At 36.8% G+C, this 20,056-nt stretch carries 15 protein-coding genes; 9 read left to right on the forward strand and 6 right to left on the reverse strand.

Annotated elements, in window-relative coordinates:
• Window positions 1-22: 22 nt before the first annotated feature.
• Window positions 23-970, forward strand: a complete 948-nt coding sequence (locus tag A5482_RS13855) for an NAD-dependent epimerase/dehydratase family protein (protein ID WP_201150095.1) — start codon at window positions 23-25, stop codon at window positions 968-970.
• Window positions 971-1,124: 154 nt separating this feature from the next.
• Here the strand turns inward: A5482_RS13855 and A5482_RS13860 are convergent, their stop codons facing one another.
• Entirely contained in the window at window positions 1,125-2,663 is a 1,539-nt protein-coding gene (locus tag A5482_RS13860; protein ID WP_069791555.1) for a phytoene desaturase family protein, read from the reverse strand.
• Window positions 2,664-3,006: 343 nt separating this feature from the next.
• On the opposite strand from A5482_RS13860, the gene A5482_RS13865 reads away from it, so the two are divergent.
• A complete protein-coding gene (locus tag A5482_RS13865; protein WP_069791556.1) occupies window positions 3,007-3,312 on the forward strand; it encodes a 2Fe-2S iron-sulfur cluster-binding protein in 306 nt (101 codons plus the stop codon).
• A gap of 84 nt (window positions 3,313-3,396) precedes the next feature.
• Here A5482_RS13865 and A5482_RS13870 read toward each other — a convergent pair whose 3' ends face one another.
• Window positions 3,397-4,596, reverse strand: a complete 1,200-nt coding sequence (locus tag A5482_RS13870) for a CapA family protein (protein WP_069791557.1) — start codon at window positions 4,594-4,596, stop codon at window positions 3,397-3,399.
• 59 nt (window positions 4,597-4,655) lie between these two features.
• Complete coding sequence (locus tag A5482_RS13875; protein WP_069791558.1) at window positions 4,656-5,402, reverse strand: YebC/PmpR family DNA-binding transcriptional regulator; 747 nt, start codon at window positions 5,400-5,402, stop codon at window positions 4,656-4,658.
• Window positions 5,403-5,662: 260 nt separating this feature from the next.
• Between A5482_RS13875 and A5482_RS13880 the strand changes: the two genes are divergently transcribed.
• Window positions 5,663-6,970 carry an NF041680 family putative transposase gene (locus A5482_RS13880; RefSeq protein ID WP_446684748.1) on the forward strand — a complete coding sequence of 436 codons (1,308 nt, stop codon included), beginning with the start codon at window positions 5,663-5,665 and terminating at the stop codon, window positions 6,968-6,970.
• 300 nt (window positions 6,971-7,270) lie between these two features.
• Here the strand turns inward: A5482_RS13880 and A5482_RS13885 are convergent, their stop codons facing one another.
• The 3 genes from A5482_RS13885 to A5482_RS13895 form a co-directional block, all read right to left on the reverse strand.
• Complete coding sequence (locus A5482_RS13885) at window positions 7,271-8,623, reverse strand: hypothetical protein (protein ID WP_069791361.1); 1,353 nt, start codon at window positions 8,621-8,623, stop codon at window positions 7,271-7,273.
• A gap of 233 nt (window positions 8,624-8,856) precedes the next feature.
• Entirely contained in the window at window positions 8,857-10,071 is a 1,215-nt protein-coding gene (gene tyrS, locus A5482_RS13890; RefSeq protein ID WP_069791360.1) for a tyrosine--tRNA ligase, read from the reverse strand.
• A gap of 307 nt (window positions 10,072-10,378) precedes the next feature.
• Window positions 10,379-11,713 carry a histidine phosphatase family protein gene (locus A5482_RS13895; protein WP_069791359.1) on the reverse strand — a complete coding sequence of 445 codons (1,335 nt, stop codon included), beginning with the start codon at window positions 11,711-11,713 and terminating at the stop codon, window positions 10,379-10,381.
• A gap of 179 nt (window positions 11,714-11,892) precedes the next feature.
• Here A5482_RS13895 and A5482_RS13900 point away from each other — a divergent pair, with 179 nt between their 5' ends.
• The 6 genes from A5482_RS13900 (at window position 11,893) to A5482_RS13925 (ending at window position 20,017) form a co-directional block, all read left to right on the forward strand.
• Window positions 11,893-12,447 carry a response regulator gene (locus A5482_RS13900; RefSeq protein ID WP_069791362.1) on the forward strand — a complete coding sequence of 185 codons (555 nt, stop codon included), beginning with the start codon at window positions 11,893-11,895 and terminating at the stop codon, window positions 12,445-12,447.
• 256 nt (window positions 12,448-12,703) lie between these two features.
• The gene (locus A5482_RS13905; protein WP_069791358.1) at window positions 12,704-13,735 is read left to right on the forward strand and encodes an AI-2E family transporter; all 1,032 of its coding nucleotides are present in this window, start codon (window positions 12,704-12,706) and stop codon (window positions 13,733-13,735) included.
• Window positions 13,736-13,915: 180 nt separating this feature from the next.
• Window positions 13,916-14,848: a LysR family transcriptional regulator gene (locus A5482_RS13910; protein ID WP_069791357.1), complete on the forward strand. Its 933-nt coding sequence runs from the start codon at window positions 13,916-13,918 to the stop codon at window positions 14,846-14,848.
• A gap of 153 nt (window positions 14,849-15,001) precedes the next feature.
• Window positions 15,002-16,813: an NAD(P)H-quinone oxidoreductase subunit F gene (locus tag A5482_RS13915; RefSeq protein WP_069791356.1), complete on the forward strand. Its 1,812-nt coding sequence runs from the start codon at window positions 15,002-15,004 to the stop codon at window positions 16,811-16,813.
• Between the two features lie 130 nt (window positions 16,814-16,943).
• Complete coding sequence (locus tag A5482_RS13920) at window positions 16,944-18,377, forward strand: NADH-quinone oxidoreductase subunit M (RefSeq protein ID WP_069791355.1); 1,434 nt, start codon at window positions 16,944-16,946, stop codon at window positions 18,375-18,377.
• Between the two features lie 347 nt (window positions 18,378-18,724).
• Window positions 18,725-20,017: a CO2 hydration protein gene (locus A5482_RS13925; protein ID WP_069791354.1), complete on the forward strand. Its 1,293-nt coding sequence runs from the start codon at window positions 18,725-18,727 to the stop codon at window positions 20,015-20,017.
• Window positions 20,018-20,056 lie beyond the last annotated feature (39 nt).

Here is a 20,056-nt window from a genome sequence, read left to right on the forward strand (position 1 = left end):
AACAAATAAACAACATATTATAATGCGCATATTCGTTACTGGGGCTAGTGGTTGTATTGGTCATTATATGGCGGAATCTTTGATCAAAGAAACCAATCACGAACTTTATTTTTTAGTCAGAAATCCCGACAAACTACAATTTGACTATAACTATCGTCCCGGTGTCAATATTTTAAAAGGAAACCTTGAAAACATCCTTGATTATCAAGATATTCTTCGCACCATTAACGTTGCCATCCTTACCGCTACTTGTTGGGGTGGCGAAAAAGAATCCTATGCAGTAAACGTAGAAGCTAATATTAATCTAATAAATGCCCTTAGTGCGGAACATTGTCAGCGAATCATTTACTTTTCTACTGCCAGTATTTTAGATCGTAATAATCAATTATTAACCGAAGCTGGGGAAATTGGTACGGACTATATTCGCACTAAATACCAGTGTTTTGTAAAGTTAGCAGATTTGGCACTGTGCGATCGCATTATAACCGTATATCCTACTCTTGTGTTTGGGGGCGCTGATAACAAACCCTATTCCCATTTATCAGGGGGCTTAAAAGATATTCTTCAATGGATGGGGTTAATTCGTTGGTTTAATGCGGATGGTAGTTTTCATTTTATCCATGGGCAAGACATCGCCACGGTTATTAGTTATTTAGTAGAAAATGGCGATAAATTAGATCCTATTTATAATAACAAATTGGTTTTAGGTAACGAACCTTTAACCGCCAGTCAAGCCATAAAAACTATTTCTAAAAAGATTAATAAAAAAGTTTATTTTCAGATACCATTACCCATTTGGTTAGCAAATATTTTTATCAAGGTATTTCGCATTCAGATGGCAGACTGGGATTATTTTTGTCTAAATTATCGTCACTTTACCTACTCTCAAGCCGTCAACCCTAACACTTTTTCCCTCCCTAGTTATGCCCCTAATTTAGATAAACTTTTAGATATAACCATCGATGGTTAATTGAGAATTGACAATAACTTTTTTATATATTTCAATATTTAATACACAGTGGAAAAATTGACAAAATATTATCTTTTTAATGGCAGACTACCCAAACTTAATAATTACACCGTGAGTGAACAAAATTTCATTATCAATTATCCACTATCAATTATCAATTGTTTAACACTTGTAAATGTTGCCACACAGAAGCGAGGGTATTAGCAGTAATCATACCACTAGCGGCCACCGCAGGTACACCTATGCCGGGGAAGGTGGAATCACCACAACAGTATAAATTATTTATGGGAGTAGTAGAGCCGGGAAATAAACCCTCATCGGCATTCCATGCCGCCCCATAGGTGCCTCGATAACGCCTTAAAAATCGTTGGTGGGTTAGGGGTGTGCCTACCAAAGTTACTTCGCATCTTTCCCTAATATCGGGGATAAATCTTTCTAGGGCTTCCCACATAACGTGCGATCGCACTTTTTTCAACTCATTATACTCATCACTATTACGACTCAACCCAGCCCACAAGGAATAAGGCTCAGTAGCAGGGGTATAAACATGGATAGAATGCTTACCCTCAGGGGCTAAACTAGCATCAAGTAAAGAAGGAATCGACACCGCCACCACATTTTGCTCGGCAGTAACTCCCCGATGCCAATCATTAACAATCATATGATGACAAGGCAAATCTTCAGGTAAACCAGCCCCATCAATGCCCAGATGTAAGTGCATAAAACTATCATTCATCGGTGTTTTTTCCACCCCCTGCACAAAATCCTTTGGCAATACTCCCTCCCCTATCAAAGGAATAGTATTCCAAATCGAAGCATTAGAAATGACTGCCTTACTTGCCCTAATAGTTTTTCCATTACGCAACACAACCCCCACAGCCCGATTATTTTCCACCATAATCTCCTGCACATGGCTAGATAACCATAACTGCCCCCCATGCTTTTCCATACCCCTTACCAAAGCATTAACCATCGCTTCGCTACCCCCCACAGGATAATCCAACACCACATCAGGGCGATACCACTCTGCAAACATAAAAGCCATTTCCGCCGCCGAAGTGCCATGGGCAGGTAAACCCGACAACATAAAAGACAGTAAATCTAACCAGTTACGAATAAACTCATCCGTCACCACCTCATCCATAATTTTGCCAAAACTGCCCGTTAATTTCCCCGCCGAAAAGACGTAGGGAAGCATAGACACCGCATAGGGGGCGAGGGTAAAAATGGCTCCCAAATCATAACGAAAAGCCCCAGGAGGAATCGCCGTAGATGCTTTTCCCAAAGGCTTCATCACCTCCTGTAACCTACGCCACTGCCTACCTGCATCCTCCCCCCGTAGATTCAGCAACAATTTATAAAAATCATCAGCGCCCACTGCCACATCAAAATAACCTTCGGGCAACCAACAACCCCAATTGTTATAATTTTTCCACTCCACATCTTCCCCAATGATGTCGAAAACCTGACGTAGTGGATTAGTCGAAGGGGAATAAGACAATCCTGAATATAAAGAAGGCCCAGAATCAAACTTAAAACCCTTATACTCAAAACCATGGGCAGCACCCCCCGGCAAGTTATGACTTTCACAAACAATGACGTTATAACCATACTTTGCTAACATTGCCCCACAACATAAACCCCCTAAACCACTACCGATAATTACAATATCCGTTTGCTGTTGATTTGCCATGATGAGTGTGAATGTAAAGATTATTTAATAATTTCAGCATAATAGATTATTGATTATCCTTAAAGATTTACTATATGAATAAGCTCAAATTTATCTGATAAAAAATCAGACTCTTAGAACCTGTTTAGGAAGGATTAACTTTTTCTTTCTCTTTATTGACTACAATAAGGGTTAGTGTGAAATAAACTCCTTTAAGCAAAAAATCATTCATTTTATCTCATATACATTATGAGCATAGATCAATAACAAATATTATTTATGATATTTTTTTTGTTTATTCAGTGGTCAAAAGAGTTTTTTTTGAGTTGTTTTTAATATTTATCTAGTTCAATTTTTTATAAAAATGTCCAACAATTATAAAGTTCATTTAGTTAACGAACAATTAGGCATTGATACCGTCATCGACGTAATGCCAGATGAGTATATTTTGGATGCGGCGGAAAGACAGGGTTTTAATTTGCCCTATTCCTGTCGGGCAGGGGTGTGTGTAAGTTGTACTGGAAAGTTAACAGAAGGTACAGTTGATCATGATTATGACTTTTTAAAGCAAAAAGAAATTGAGGCAGGATTTTTTCTTACTTGTAAAGCCTATGCTACTTCTAATTGCACCGTGATAACCCATCAAGAAGATGCTTTATTAGATTTATAATAATTCTATTTTTTCTTTTCTCCTAGAAAAAGGAAGACACCCGTAGGGAAGTACCATGGTACTTTCCTACTCGAAAACTAATAATTAATAGGGTAAATTGACATATACTCCCCTAATGTGAGGGCTAACATCTTCTTGCCATTCAGGGCTATTTATAGGCCGCCAAGTAAAATTATTAGTGGGTATAGTAGAGGGATTTGGTGAGCCTTCAAAGGTGGCAGATGCACTATTTACTCGTAATGGTATTCCCTGCACTTGTCTGATTTCAAAGGTATCAGCATCTATCAAAACTCTTCCTATCATATCTTGCCCCCTTGCCCGAAGGTTGGGGTGAATGAAGTTTCCTAAACTTTGAAACATGATTCCCTGTTTTCCTGATAGTTTGTTAACGATGGTGACGGGGCGCCATACATGGGGACCATGACCAAAGACTATATCTCCGTTATACTGACGAATGAAGCTACTTCCTAGGTTAACTAATTGTTGTTGGGTTTGATCCTTCCAACTGTGAAGGGATAAAATTCTGATGTCTGCATGGGCATCTCGGAGCGATCGCAATATAGCATCTCGATCACTAATACAGGTAATATTATTACAAGCTCCCCCCAAGTATAAACTAGCAAAAGCAACCCTCACACTACGCCCTTTTATCTCCATGGTTTGCACCACCGCCACATTTTTCTCTTGGGGTTTGCCCACCCCATGCCATAACCAATTAGCCCCAAGATTTTGAGTTAAATTTGCCATGTGAGAAGCCGTCATTAATGCCCCATCCAAACCGTTTTCTCCCCTTGGGCAATCCCAACTATGATTATTAGCTAAACCAATTAAATTAAAGCCTCTCTCATAGGCTTGGGCAAGGTTTTCTGGATGGGATACAAAAGTAAAAGAATTTCGGCTGGAAGTACCCCTAAAAGTATTACAGCGAATGCCTACCACATTTTCCCAATTGAGAAAAGATAAATCTCCTCGGTAAGATTTCCCTGTGGCATCAAGACGGTCTAATCTTACTCCAAAATTGGCTGGTAGTCCATCCCCTAAGTTACTGTCGGGGGAAGGGGGTTGACGATAGGTTAATGCCATGCCAGAGTCTCCCATGCCTCTTATATCGATAAAATTATCTGCTTTTGTACTATCTAGGGGTATGGGGGCAAGATTTTTTTTGGGATTTTGAGCGAATACATCGGTTTGATTGATATTGGGTTTGACAGACTCTGCTTTTATGTGACTACTAAAGCTACTAAATAATAAAGCAATACAGATAAAATAATTTTTTTTTATCATCTTAATGAAGGATTTTTTTGGATCAAAATATCCCTTATTCTAAGCAAAATTTTCAATAATTATTCATCATCAATTAATTCAAAATTAGCAGTCACATTTTGAACATCATCTAGGGATTCTAAAGCATCCATTAATCTTAATAAATATTTTGTTTGTTCGGGATCATTTATCTCTACAAAATTATTAGGTATCCAACGTAATTCTGCTTCTTTGACTAAAAAATTATCCCTTAATTGTTGATTAAGATTTTCTAAATTAGCTACTTCAGTAAAAATTTCTGCCCCTTGATAATCTTCCTCATCAATGATTTCATAACTTTGGGCATCAGCTTCGAGAGATACTTCTAATAGTTTATCCTCGTTAATTTCTCCTTCCAATAATACCACCCCTTTATGGTCAAACATCCAACTCACACAACCAGTTTCCCCCAAGTTGCCCCCGTTTTTACTAAAGGCTTCCCTCACATCCGCTGCGGTGCGATTACGATTATCTGTTAGGGCTTCAATTAATACCGCAACGCCCCCAATGCCATACCCTTCATAGCGGATTTCCTCTAGGTTGGCTTCACCATCATTATAAGTACCAGCACCCTTGGCGATCGCCCTTTCGATGTTATCATTAGGTATTCCTGCAGCCTTAGCTTTTTCTACCGCCGTGCGCAGTTGAAAATTACCATCAATATCAGCAATACCATTACGGGCTGCCACAATAATAGCCCGAGAAAGTTGGGTAAAAGTCTTACCTTTTTTTGCATCTACCCTTGCTTTTTGTCTCTTGATATTTGCCCACTTACTATGCCCTGCCATAACTATTTAATTATTAATTTGAATAACACTAAAAATAGATAATTAACTATTAAAAATATTATTTCATATATTATTCATCTTTTAAACTAGAATAGTAATCTTGACTGTTTAATTTTAAAATCAATAAAAAGTCAAAATATTATTAGCTAAAATTCTTATAACTGTAGTTTAGACTAAATGGAAAGTGGAGCAAGGAAGGACAAGACATAAAAGAAAAATAGAGAGAAAATATAAATAAGCAAAAATAAAATCTTCTCTCTATGAACAAATATAGCAGACTGGAAAATTTCCGTCATGACACCTATGAAATGTTAGTCAAAGGTAAAGATGCCACTTTTCAATTGATGGATAGTGTTATGACCACGGAAAATGCTCGTAGTTTGGCAGATTTTTCTTTATCACCTTTTTTCCATCGGCAATGGTGTAGTACCTATGAAGCCATAAAAGATTGTCGTCCGAACAGCAACAAATTGATGAAACGATATATTCAAGAAATAGACACCTTAGAATATACATTACTAGGTATAGATCATACTCAGTGGAAGTTTGAAGATAGTCCCACCATGAAAGATAGAGGTTATCAATATTCTTCGTCATCCATCAATTCATCGGTCATAGGACAAGGATATAGCACCATCGCTTGGTTACCACCATTGAATGAGAAAGGAAGTTGGGCATTACCTTTAAGACATGAAAGAATCACATCCTTTGAAAATCCTCTGGGTAAAGCAACATGGCAACTAAGGCAAGTGTGTAGAAAATTGCCAGAAAATAAACCGAAATTGGTGGTGTTGGATTGTGAGTATGGCAATGGCAAATTTATTAAGCAAACCGCAGATATTGAAATCAGTAAGTTGATTAGAGTACGTTCTAATCTATGTCTTTATGGTAATCCTCCAGCCTATAGCGGTAGAGGCAGACCGAAAAAACATGGGGCAAAGTTGAAATTAAATCAATGTGACCATTTTCCCCATGCCCATGAAATATTAGAAATGGAAGACTCATCCCTAGGAACAATACGGATGAGTAAATGGAAAGAACTTCATTTCTACAATGCCCCTTCACAAAAGCTAACCCTGTTTAAAATTGAACGATTGAAGCAGAAAAAAACTGGTGCTTTACATCGCCCACTGTGGTTAATCTGGGTGGGAGAGCAATTTTTATCTTCTTCCAATATTTGGATTCAATACAGCCGACGATTTGGTGTGGACCACTGGTATCGTTTCGCCAAGCAAAGATTACATTGGACGTTACCCCATTTTCGCACCCCTGAGAGTTGTCAAAGGTGGAGCAATTTAATTGTCAATATTACTTGGCAGTTATGGTTATCCAAGGATTTAGTCAAAGAATATCATCTGCCATGGCAAAAACCTCAACAGAATTTAACCCCCGGAAGAGTGGCTCTGTCTATGACTTCATTATTGATGGACATTGGAAGTCCTACCCTTTCTCCTAAAAGTCGGGGAAAATCCCATGGCTGGCCTAAAGGTCGAAAAAGAAACAAAGCTAAAGTTTATCCTACGGTTAAAAAGCGTTTATCTAAGACTAAAAAAAGACCAAAAAAATAACTTTTAAGCCATTATTAAATTCATTTATAGCGTTTTTGAGCTAATCTTTGTTAGCTTACTTATTCTCTTACAATTTTTTCTTAGTCTAAACTACAGTTATAAATAGGAAAGATAAAATTTAAAATAGTTAAGCACTTTAAGTAAAATTATTATTAACACACCACAATTAATTTTATCAATTAATGGTAAATAGGTTGGTGAAATTAATTATAGATTTTATTTCACTCAGACTTCTATAAAGAAGGGCAAGGGGCTTATGTCCCTTATTATTCCTTGCCCAAATCGATTTAATTATAGATGCTACTCGAGTGTCTCATCACCATTAGAAACTACCTCCATTTCCTTATCATCAAGGGGTGACACATCAATAATTTCTTCGGTAATAATTTCCTCTAAAGATTTATTTTTTTCTTCTGGATTAACTTCATTCTCTTCACTTAAAGCATTATCAATTATTTCATCAACAAAATCCTCTACTTCTGTATTTTCTTCCCCTAATTTTTCCTCCTCAGAAATAGCATTATCTTCCGTTGAAACTATGTTTTTCTCTTCTAGTTTTTCATCTTTAGGTATGGGGTTGATGTTTTTAGTAGCATCTTTTTTCTTTTCAACCTTTTCCTCTTTGATTACAGAATTAGCTTCATCTTCTTTAGCTTTTTCTTTCTCCGAAATAGGTTCATCTTTTGCAATGTTTTCTTCAACAATTTCATCCTCTTTTACTATAGATTCAGGAGATGGAACATAAGAAGGAATAGTAATAACTTTTGCCTTATTTAAACTAATTTTATCGGTCATTAATTTAGATAAAGTATCCTTGATTTTAGGATCATAATTAATTACTCTTACAGTGCTATTAAAAGAGTTTTTAATCACATCACCACGGTCATCAATAAACTCTAATTTTACCCAGTTTTCCCCCTTATTAAAACCAGTTAAATAAATAGGTTGCCATGTGTCTAACAAAAAAGTTTCCCCATTGACAGTTACCCGAATACGCCAATCTTGAATGCCATCATCCTGACTTTCTTGGGCAACTAGGTGTAAAGGGGCATTAGTAAGATAAAAGTCAAGCATAATAGGCTCTGCACCATAGTTTCCTTGGGGGCGACTATAGGTTAAGAGGGGTTGACTACCAGAGGGATTATTGTCTTCGGTGGGAGTAAAAACATGGAATGTTGCTTGGGCATAAGCCTCTGAGTTTTTAAAACTTTCATGCCATGGGCGAGAAGCAAAAACCCTAATGGTATGGGTGCCGGGGGCTAAATCTGATAAGATAAGGGGCTGATTGGTATCATATACTGCCTGATAGGGTTGATCATCAAGGAAAAAGTGTAAATGGGGCCCCATCTGCAATTCTTCATTTTTGAAAATATCTAAGCCGTTTATTTCTAGTTTTACTTCAGCAGTAGTGGTGGAAAGAATCTCGTCATTACTAGGGCTGATGATACTAACTTGAGGTTGTTTTGAGAGGAAAGTTTTGTTTAATTCTTGAATTAATTTTGGGGGGGCAACCTCCGCTATGTTATCAACTTTGGGAATGGGGGCATTATTAGTATTAAAGGCTTGGACGCTATCAATGGTATCGTTACAACTGCTGAGCGTGAGACTCAGGGAAAAAATGAGTATGCAGGATATTATTTTTTTAATAATCATTTGCTTATAATATATGGGTCTTCGTTTCTATGATAATGCTCTACTCAGCATGAAAGTTTATTAATAGTAAAAATTTTATATTTTTTCTAACCATTGCATTAAAACTTACTAATCGATAATCAGCTAACAATATTTAGAGTAGTTTTTTAAATACAAATATTGATTTTGCGAAAAGTTAAAAAGGAAATAAGTTTTGTTTTATAGGGACGTAAAATATTCTGTCCCTATGTTGTTTATTTAACCAAACGGATAAATTTTTTCTTGCCCACCTGCAAAATTTTGTTCTCCAAATCTTGGCTATTTTCCACAGTAAAATTAGGGTCAGAAATGCGATCGCCCTCTAACCGTACACTACCTCCCTGAATCTGTCTTCTGCCATCACCGCTACTACTCACCAACCCAGCCGCATTGAGTATATAAAACAACTTAGCGGGAAATTCCACCGAACTAAGGGAAAACTTGGGTACAGCTTCGGCATTTCCCATATTTTGCTGTTTTACTAAATCTAACGCTGTTTGTTGCGCAGTTAAAGCTGATTCCTTACCATGATATTGAGCCACAATTTCCACCGCTAACATTTTTTGAGCCTCCCGCGGATTTTCGGGAATATCACTCAAAGATAAATCTGTCAACAACTCAAAATAATTTTGTAACAAAGAATCAGGGGTTTTTTCCAACTTAGAATACATCGATAAAGCATCTTCCTTTAAACCCACATAATTGTTTAAAGATTTAGACATCTTTTGCTCCCCATCCGTACCAATTAAAATCGGTAAAAGTACCCCAAACTGAGGTTTTTTCCCAAAATACTTTTGCAAATCACGACCCACCGCAATGTTAAACTTTTGATCAGTACCCCCTAATTCCACATCCGCATCCACCGCCACAGAATCATAACCCTGCATCAAAGGATATAAAAACTCATGAAGATAGATAGGAGTTTCCTGAGTATAACGATTATTAAAACCCTCCTTTGCCAACATTTGTTGTACCGTCATCGTAGCCAAAAGCTCTTGAATTTTGCCCAAATCAAGGCCAGAAAGCCACTCCGAATTGTAACGAATCTCCAAGCGGCCAGGAGTATCAAAATCGAGGATAGGGCGTAATTGATTTAGATAAGTTTCCGCATTTTCCTTCACCTGCTGAGGAGTTAACTGCTTTCTTACCTTATCTTTTCCCGTAGGATCTCCAATTTGAGCAGTAAAATCCCCTATAATTACAACGGCGGTATGTCCTTGATCTTGAAAAGCCCTTAACTTACGAAAAGGGATACTATGTCCCAAGTGTAGATCAGTTCCTGTGGGATCAATTCCCAATTTTACCCGCAAAGGATTATCAGATTTTAAACATAATTGTTCTAAATTATCATCCATCGAATCCGAATCAGGTTGATTAGGAAAAACATCACTAACCCCCCGATGTAACCACAAAAAATTATCAGTCGTCATTATCTATATATTTTTTCTATAAAATTCTTATACTTCAAAACTCTTATAAATTGGGCTTTGTTACCTCCACCCAACTTACTAATTAACCTGAGTTCGGGATAACATTTTCTAGTTAAGGTAGGCAATAGGGAATAGGCAATGGGCAATAGTGAATTGAATATTTTTCACCATTTCTGGGTGTTATTTAGCAATTTGAAAACCGCCGTAAACTTTTCACCATCAAGCCTGACACTAAACGATACCCATAATTATTATCCCGAATTGAGGTTAATTACCGATTAATTGTCAATTATCCATTATCAATTAATTACAGAGCCCCTGCCGCCGTTTGATCAAAAACACCCCCCAAATGGTTAGTTAAATTAACAGCCTGTAAAACAGGCATACCATCTATCCCTTGAGGATAATCCACTACAGTCACGGCGCCATTACCCTGCTTAATATTCCAGAAATTACTTGCCTGTAACCCCAAAAGATAACAAATAATCACCTTATTAATAGCATCATGGGCAACGACAATTCCCGTCTTACTCTGACTAGAATCTAAATTTTCCCTAACAACCTCCTGCCAAGCCTCAATAGCCCTATCCCATACCTGCTGTAAATTTTCTCCTTCAGGCATCTGCACCGTTTCAGGTTTATCCTTCCACTCCTGTAACAAACCAGGATAATCCGCTTCAATTTCAGCTTCTAGTTTTCCTTCCCATAAACCATGGGAAATTTCCTCAAGATCTTTTTTGGTACTTAAATTAACATCAGGGTGGTGTTGTAAAATAATTTCCGCAGTTTCTTTGGGGCGAGAAAGAGGGCTAGTTACCCCAAAATCAATGGATACATCCTTGAGAAACTCACCCGCCTTCTGAGCTTGTTTTCTACCATTCTCATTAAGAGGAATATCCTTAACCCCTTGGAAACGAGACATTCTATTCCATTCCGTTTCCCCATGACGTACCAACAACAACCGTAAAACCGCACCTTCTTGGGGACGAAAATCAGGAATAGGAGTACCCAAATGGGCAGTTTGATTCAAAGATTCTAATTGAACAGGATCTCCAAAATTACCCGTAAAATTAAGAACATTAATACAACAATTAGACTGCTGAATACTGTGATAATGACTAGCAGGAATGCCCAAAGCACTCATGAGTAAACAACGGTTAATGCCATTATGGGCTGCAATAAAGATAGTTTCCCCTTGATGTTTGGGAATAATCACCCGCCAAAATTCTTGGGCTTGGGCATATAAATCCAACACAGGATAAAACTCTTTCCCATCAACCGCCATTTTCAACTCATGGGGTTTTTCTTTCCAAGTTTTATATTCTTCGGGAAATTGTTGTTTAACATCTTCTTTTTTCCATTTTTCCCAAAGGGGTAGATTAATCTCTTTTAATTTTTCTAATACAGTCAAACTGGGATTATGTTCATTGGCTTCCCTGATAATATTAGCGGTTTCGGTTGCTCTTTGGAGGGGGCTACTATAAAAACCAGCAAAATTAACTTTACTAAGAGTTTGTCCTAGTAATTCAGCTTGTTTACGTCCTTTTTCTGTGATAACTGATTCATCACAGCGCCCCTGAATCATCCTTTGTGCATTGTAGCTACTTTGCCCATGACGAACTATGATTACACGAGTAGTCATTATTATATTATTTTATGTATATTGAATAGGTTGATTGTTAGTCAGTGGCTATTATATAGCAAGGACAACCACGGTAAAAGTTAAATGCTCAAGGATTTAATTGTGTTTTGTCGCTCTGGTTTTTGATAAACTTGATAAAGTTTGAACATAGCTATCAAAAAAAAAGGAGTTCATTTATTGTGGCAAATCGTACAATTTTAGTCATTGATGACAGTATGGTAATTAGACGTACTGTAAAGGATATGTTACCTCCAGGAAAGTTTGATGTGGTTGAGGCAAAGGATGGTTTACAGGGTATGGAATTGTTAAAAACCACGAAGCCTCAAATAATTATGTTAGATTTTTTCTTACCTAAAATGAGTGGTTGGGATGTGTATCAAGAAATTCAAAAAAACCCTCATTTCAGAGCAATTCCTCTTTTGTTAATGTCTGGAAGAAAGGACGAAGTAACTGACAAAATTCCTGAACCTTTTGAATATTTTGCCTTTTTAGAAAAACCTTTCGACCAAAAACAGTTGGTACAAGGTATTCGGGATTCCATGGAAAGATCTAAAAAATTGGCTCAAGTATTGCAACAGTCAGTACCTCAAAAGTCTGCCACTGCAACGAGTTCTGGGGATGATGCAGATACAGCCCAATTAAATGCACGAGTTGCCCATTTAGAAGCGGAAGTCGATAAGTTGAAAAAACAAATCAATCAGTTAGTAGGATTTATTAAGAAAAAATTAAGCTAATTTTTCATCTGGTTTGATGATATTGTGTTTGACGATGTTTAATTTTATTCACCCTAACAATGACTTTTAATAACTCCTTTTTTTTCATTCTGAAGGTATTTGTAATTTCTGGAATAATCTCATTTATTATTAAATATGTTCTCAGTAATTTCGATTTACTTAGTCAAACACAGTTCGCTTTACCCATAGTTTTTATCCCTACTATCGTCGTATTTTTGCTTTTAGTTTATCGAACTATAAATAAAGGTTAATAGCCATGAATTTTGCAAAATGGGTAAGCTTTTCCCTTGTTATTATTTTAATTTATATTATTTGGCAGGTTAAACAATTACTCTTGTTGGCGTTAACCGCAATAGTTCTGGCAATTAGTCTTAACATTTTGATAATTCAAATGGGACGTTTTGGCCTGAAAAGAAAATATGCCGTCCCTTTATCTATTTTTTGTTTATTAGGAACTATTTTTTTATTTGGTAGTTTGGTTGTCCCTTCTTTAATTACTCAATTTGAGGAGTTATCTAAGTTAGTTCCAAAGGGAATTGATAAATTAATATTAGAGTTAAATAATTTAAGAGATAGTCTTTCTTTAGATGTTGTTAATGCTTTACCTAATTTAGACCAGCTTTTATCTCAATTACAACCCATTTTAAATGAGTTAATAAGTAGAGGGTTTAATTTTGTTTCAGGATTTTTAGGGATTTTATTAAGTAGTTTATTATTGTTAGCTTTAACTTTAATGATCTTGGTAGAGCCTCTTCCTTATCGTAATGGTTTTATTCGTTTATTTCCTCAGTTTTATCGCCATCGTATGGATAAAATTTTGATCTATTGCGAGAATGATTTACAGGAGTGGTTAACGGATACTTTAATTAGAATTTTTAGTGCTATTATTTTAAGTTCTTTTGTGCTATTTATTTTTGGTATTCCCCTTGTTTGGGTTCAAGGTTTTTTGGCTGGTTTTTTGGTTTTGATTCCCTATGTTGGCCCTAGCATTAGTGTAATTTCTCCCATGGCGATCGCATTTATCACATCGTCATGGAAACCATGGTTTATTTTAATGTTTTATATTATCATCTATCAAATAATTGAATATACAATTTTACCTAAAGTAAGAAAACATAGAGTTATATTATCTCCTGCAAATGTCATTATTGGAGAGGTTTTTTTTGGTAGCTTATTAGGCATATTAGGTTTATTTTTAGCTTTACCCCTCACCATTATTTCTCAAATTTTTGTCAAAGAAATTTTAATCAAAGATATTTTAGATAAAATTAATCACTCAGATTCTTAAGCCATTAAGTCAAAATCATTACTCACCCCCATCACTACAAGTTTTCATCACATTTTACATATCAATTTTCTTAATCAGTAGCATCATAAACAAAAATCTATTTCAAATACACTACCATTGACAAAAATCTATCGTAACCATTATCATTGACTTATATTATTAAAGGTTTGGAGGATTGTTTTGATTCATGCAACCTTGCACCAATTAGAAGTCTTTGAAACCGTTGCCCGTTTGCAAAGTTTCACCAAGGCAGCCGAGGAATTGTCTATTAAACAACCAACGGTATCGAGTCAGATAAAACAGTTAACTCAAACGGTAGGATTACCATTATTTGAGCAAATAGGAAAACAACTTTATTTGACAAATGCTGGGGAAGAATTATTAAATACTTGCCATGAGATTTTTGCAAGACTTGATAATTTTGAGATGACAGTGGCTGATTTAAAGGGTGTAAAGGAAGGAAAACTATGTTTAACAGTCGTTACCACAGGAAAATATTTTGTTCCTCGTTTATTAGGCTCTTTTTGCCAACTTTATCCCCATGTAGATATATCTTTACAAGTTACCAATCATCAACAAATCCATCAAAGAATGTTGGACAATAAAGATGATTTATATATCCTCAGTAAACCCCCTGAAGATATTGATTTGGAAAGATATGCTTTCTTAGATAATCCTCTGGTGGTGGTGGCTCCAAAAAATCATATTTTAAGCAATCAAAAAAATATTTCTTTAGAGGAATTACAACCTTTTCCTTTTATTTTAAGGGAGATTGGTTCTAATACTAGAAAGGTAATTCAAAAAATATTTGATGATAACAAATTGGATATTCAAGTACGCCTAGAATTAGGCAGTAATGAGGCTATTAAACAAGCTATTATGGGCGGTTTAGGGCTTTCAGTGCTTTCTAAGCATACTTTAACTTCTAGTTGTTATGAAGAATTATGTATTTTGGATGTGAAAAATTTTCCCATTCAAGAAAGTTGGTATGTCACCTATTTATCAGGCAAAAAACTATCAGTAGTAGCTAAAACTTTTTTAGATTATCTTATTGCTGAAAGCATTAATTATACTGCTGAAAAACAATTTAATTTAGCCCACACTCATGGTTAATAGCTTTCTTTATTAAAGTAATGTATAGCGTTTATTTTTTATTTTGTAAATGGCAAAAAAAGTAAATAAAATGATACCTATTGCATGATAAGAGTTTTTAAGTTCTAGACTAAAAATTGTTAAATATTATTTTCAAAATTTATAACTACTAACATCATGGACTTTTTCAAGGATACTATTTGGTTTATTCCTTGCTATACCCTTATAGGGGGAATTGTAGCTTTATTGTGGTCACCTGGTATTATTCGTCAAACAGGTTCGCGCCCTGCGGGTTATGTGAATTTGTTAATGACTTCTTTGGCATTCCTTCACAGCGTTATCGCTTTGTATCAAATATGGGATATTTCGCCCCAAGATATTCGTTTTGTTTGGTTGCAGGCAGCAGATTTAACTATCTCTTTTGATATACGGGTGTCTGCTGTCAGTGTGGGGGCTTTGGTATTAATTACAGGATTAAATGTATTATCTCAACTGTATGCGGTGGGGTATTTGGAGATGGATTGGAGTTGGGCGAGATTTTTCGCTTTGATGGGATTTTTTGAGGCGGGAATGGGGGGCTTGGCTTTATGTAATTCTCTCTTTTTCAGTTATGTATATCTGGAAATTCTCACCCTCGGTACTTATTTATTGGTAGGTTTTTGGTTTGCCCAACCTTTGGTAGTTTCTGGGGCAAGGGATGCTTTTTGGACAAAAAGGGTAGGGGATATTTTACTATTAATGAGCGTAATTGCTTTGTATCCTCTCTCGAAAACATGGAATTACACTGATTTAGGTATCTGGGCAAAGACGGCAGATGTTAATCCTACTATCATAACTGTACTTTGCTTTGGTTTGATCGCTGGACCTTTGGCAAAATGCGCCCAAATTCCTTTACAGTTATGGCTTGATGAGGCGATGGAAGGGCCTTTACCTGCTTCTATTTTGCGTAATTCTATCGTAGTGGCGACGGGGGCTTATGTTTTGATTCAGTTACAGCCTGTGTTGGAGTTATCCCCCATTGCTTCGGAGACTGTATTAGTAATTGGTAGTGTGACGGCGGTATTGGCGAGTTTAATTGCGATCGCACAGGTTGACCTAAAAAGAATCCTGTCCTATACTGTAAGTGCTTATATGGGCTTGGTGTTTATTGCGGTAGGTACAGACCATCCTCAAACTGCTTTACTGTTGATTGTGGTATATGCGATCGCCATGGCACTGTTATATACAAGTATGGGGGCGATTATCCTCAATAGTATCACCCAAGATGTTACTCAGTTGGGCGGTTTGTGGTCCCGTCGTCCTTTTTGTGGTATCGGTTTATTAGTGGGAATGGTAGCGTTAACCTCCATGCCACCTTTTGGGGGATTTTGGATACTAAGTCGTTTGGCGGTAGAAGTAAGTTTTCCCCTGATGGTGATAATTGCACTGGTAAATGGTTTAACGGCTTTTAGCCTGATGAGGGTTTTTTGTCTTGTTTTTCTGGGAGAAGCAAAACAAATGTCCATGCGTAGCCCCGAAGTTTTATGGCCGATGATAATTCCTATGATGATTTTAATGGGGTATGCCTTACATTTACCCTTGATTTTTGATCAGTTTAACCTAATTGTATTAAATCTCAATACAGGGATTACTTTAGCTATTTTTACCATCATTGGTATTATTTCTTCCGCTGTTATTTATACTAGAAAATCACCTGATTCTATTATTAACTTAGTACCCCAATCAATCCAAAAATTATTCGCTAATGATTTATACATTCAAGACATCTATAAAGTAACCATTATTGCTCTGGTAAATTCCACTGCAAAAGTGGCTAGTTGGTGTGATAAATACATTGTAGATGGGGTAGTTAATTTAGTGGGTATTACCACCCTTTTCGGGGGACAAACTTTAAAATATAGTACCTCTGGACAATCTCAGTTATATATTTTTTCTATCCTTTTAGGATTAATCTTTGTTGCCCTTATTTTCGGTTTATCAATTTAAGATAAGAGAATAGGGAATGGGGAACGGGGAATGGTTTTAATAACCTCATTTAATACTAAAAAAATACTATTCCTTATTATCAATTATCAACTATCAATTATCAATTTGAAATTATCCATTAATAAAACCCATGTTAAACTTATTAGTAATAATTCCCATAATAGGGGCGATCGCCCTTGGAATTTCAGCAAATATATTCAAAGGAAAACAGAGCCAAAATATAGCTTTAATTTCCGCCATTATTACCTTAATAACCAGCCTTTATATTAGCTACAATTTTGATTATGCCAGTAACCAATTACAATATCAAACCCTATATGAATGGTTGCCCTTTGTCGGCTTAAATTATGTAAGTGCGATCGATGGTTTATCATTACCTCTAGTAATCTTAAACTGCCTTCTAATCACCCTCGCCATCTATAGTAGTGAATCAGGTACAAAAACCCTCACCAAACCTACCCTATATTACATCCTCATCCTACTCCTCGCCTCCTGCGTCAATGGTGCATTAATCGCCCAAAACCTACTCCTATTCTTCATCTTTTATGAAGTCAAATTAGTACCCATTTATTTATTAATATCCATTTGGGGAAACAAAAAAGGAAGCTACGCAGCAACAAAATATCTACTTTACACCGCCTTTTCAGGTATTTTTGTATTAACAGGCTTCCTTGCCCTTGTATTCCTTAGCGACATCAACAGTTTCGACTACAACAACATTCAAACTAATCTTCTGCCCCTCGCCAAACAAATAATTATCCTCATTACCATCGTTATCGGCTTCGCCATCAAAATCCCCATTATTCCCCTCCATACATGGCTGCCCGATGCTTACACCGAATCATCAACCCCCGTATCCATGTTACTAGGGGGTATCGTCTCCAAACTAGGCACCTATGGCTTAATCCGTTTTGGCTTAGGATTATTCCCCGAAACATGGGTAAATATTACCCCCTACCTTGCCATCCTCGCCGTCATTAGTGCCATTTATGCCTCCCTCATCGCCATCTCCCAAACCGACATCAAGAAGATGATAGCCTATGCCTCCATTGCCCATATCAACTTTGTCGTCTTAGCCACCGCTGCTGCCACCGACTTAGCCATTATTGGTGCCATCTGTCAAATGTTTGCCCATGGTTTAATCGTTGCCCTCCTCTTCCACCTTGCAGGAATCCTCGAAGACAAAACCAACACCCGTGACATTAACCAACTCCATGGCTTAATGAATCCCTACCGAGGTTTACCTTTTGTGGGAGGTTTGATGATTACCGCTGTCATGGCAAGCGCAGGAATCCCCGGCATGGTAGGATTTGTGGGCGAATTTCTTACCTTCCAAGGTAGTTTTAGTGTCTTTCCCATCTATACCCTTATCTGTCTCATTGCCACTGGCTTAACTGCCGTTTACTTCGTTATTCTCCTTAATCAAGTCTTTTTTGGACGTATGGAAAATAGCACAGGTTATTTACCCAAAGTACAAGTTAGCGAAAGAATCCCCGCCATTGTTTTAACCGTTTTAATCGTCTTTTTAGGCATAAATCCCACATGGCTAACCATGCTTAATTAGGGTAATTGATAATTGATAATTGATAGTTGAGAATGGATAATTACTTTGTTACACATTTTCAATACTATTAATATTTTAAAATCCCTAATAATTCTATATTCCGATTTGTTTAGCACACCTTAATTAAAGGTAAAAAGTCCCTCAAAATTGGGGGATTTAGGGGGCAAAAAGTGATCTTTGTTATAACTGATTACTCGGACTTGATATAACAAGGGGCTTAAGCCCCTTGCCCCTTGCCCCTTGCCTCTTACCCCTTGCCCCTTGCCTCTTACCCCTTGCCTCTTGCCTCTTACCTCTTGCCCACCTTAATAACAATATTGAACAAAAAATCATATTAATTTAAAACCATGAATACCATCAACCAAACCAAATTACCCCCATCTAATCATCCCTTTGCTGAAATTGTCCATCGCCTTGAGGCTGGGCAGTCGATGTTACCAGATACCCCCGAAAACTTAAAACAAATTATCGGTATTTACAAAGCATACGCCATTCCTATGGACTTTTATTGGCGTGACTTACTCTACATTGCTGAGAAAGTTTTTCTTAATCCTTTTCCCTTTTTTAAATACTTTATATCTAAAGAATATTTAGATATGCCTAACCATTATGCAGGGGAAAATGCAGATTTACAAGTATGGCGAGGAAAAGCATCTGCACACCCAGAATTGCTGGAATTTATGAGTAAAGGTAAGACTACCAAAATGCCAAAATTATTTCATCATTTATTGCACGATCGCATTAATATGGAATTTGCAGAAGCCTGTATGAGAGCTATGTTTTGGCATGGAAAAGATATGAATATGGGAGGTTTTGATGCTTATTTAGACACTGAAGAATATCGTAACAATGCAGATATAGCTATTAAGGCTTACTTTAAATCTAACCCCGTTATGTTAGGTGTATATAAGCTATTTCCTGATATGTTTTTAGAACAGGTAAAACAATTATCTTATTATTCCAATTTAGGATTGTTTTGGGAGGTAATGTGTCCAGTATTTTTGGAAATGTCTGATTTATATGATGAAGGAAAAATGACTACCGTAAAAGAAGCCATGGACTTTTTAGTTAATGGTATTTTTGCGGTGGCGAGTCGCCCCATTTATCACCATGCCTATATCGGTGGAAAGTGTTATGAAATCATCCCCAAAAGTAAAGGCTTTAACTGGTTAAATGATGCCGCCTTACCCTATGTGGAATCAGTATTCTATCGCACCTCCCCCTTCCGTGGTACAAAATCCTACAATGCCCAAGCCCGTCAAGTGCCACAAAACCAAAAAGAATTTCACTATGGTATTTTATACGCAGATGTTTTTCCTGTGGGTGGTGCTGGTATTCCTCCCACTCTCTTGATGGATGATATGTTGCATTTCTTGCCCCCTTATCTGGTGGATTATTACCGTCAACATTGCCGAGGAGAAGAAGATATGTTAATTCAATTGGGGGTAACTTTCCAGCGCTCGATGTACAATGTAACTTCTGCGGTAATTCAAGCCCTACGCACGGCAACCTGTCATCCTTTAGATGATGAAAACCCAGAAAATTTATTAAAAAATCGTCAGTTTTATGAGCAACAATTAGACCGATTTTTACGCCCTGAAGCCCGTTTAAAGGATATTCAAAGTCCAGACTATCGTTAACATTTTAATCCCCCTAATTCTCTTTTCCTGTGAGTGATG

The organism is Cyanobacterium sp. IPPAS B-1200, assembly GCF_001747005.2.
Classification (GTDB): domain Bacteria; phylum Cyanobacteriota; class Cyanobacteriia; order Cyanobacteriales; family Cyanobacteriaceae; genus Cyanobacterium.

Bases quoted from the DNA above. Each gene is read 5' to 3' on its own strand.
- A5482_RS13855 (WP_201150095.1), top strand. From the start codon at position 23: ATGCGCATATTCGTTACTGGGGCTAGTGGTTGTATTGGTCATTATATG.
- A5482_RS13860 (WP_069791555.1), bottom strand. From the start codon at position 2,663: ATGGCAAATCAACAGCAAACGGATATTGTAATTATCGGTAGTGGTTTA.
- A5482_RS13865 (WP_069791556.1), top strand. From the start codon at position 3,007: ATGTCCAACAATTATAAAGTTCATTTAGTTAACGAACAATTAGGCATT.
- A5482_RS13870 (WP_069791557.1), bottom strand. From the start codon at position 4,596: ATGATAAAAAAAAATTATTTTATCTGTATTGCTTTATTATTTAGTAGC.
- A5482_RS13875 (WP_069791558.1), bottom strand. From the start codon at position 5,402: ATGGCAGGGCATAGTAAGTGGGCAAATATCAAGAGACAAAAAGCAAGG.
- A5482_RS13880 (WP_446684748.1), top strand. From the start codon at position 5,663: ATGAACAAATATAGCAGACTGGAAAATTTCCGTCATGACACCTATGAA.
- A5482_RS13885 (WP_069791361.1), bottom strand. From the start codon at position 8,623: ATGATTATTAAAAAAATAATATCCTGCATACTCATTTTTTCCCTGAGT.
- tyrS (WP_069791360.1), bottom strand. From the start codon at position 10,071: ATGACGACTGATAATTTTTTGTGGTTACATCGGGGGGTTAGTGATGTT.
- A5482_RS13895 (WP_069791359.1), bottom strand. From the start codon at position 11,713: ATGACTACTCGTGTAATCATAGTTCGTCATGGGCAAAGTAGCTACAAT.
- A5482_RS13905 (WP_069791358.1), top strand. From the start codon at position 12,704: ATGAATTTTGCAAAATGGGTAAGCTTTTCCCTTGTTATTATTTTAATT.
- A5482_RS13920 (WP_069791355.1), top strand. From the start codon at position 16,944: ATGTTAAACTTATTAGTAATAATTCCCATAATAGGGGCGATCGCCCTT.
- A5482_RS13925 (WP_069791354.1), top strand. From the start codon at position 18,725: ATGAATACCATCAACCAAACCAAATTACCCCCATCTAATCATCCCTTT.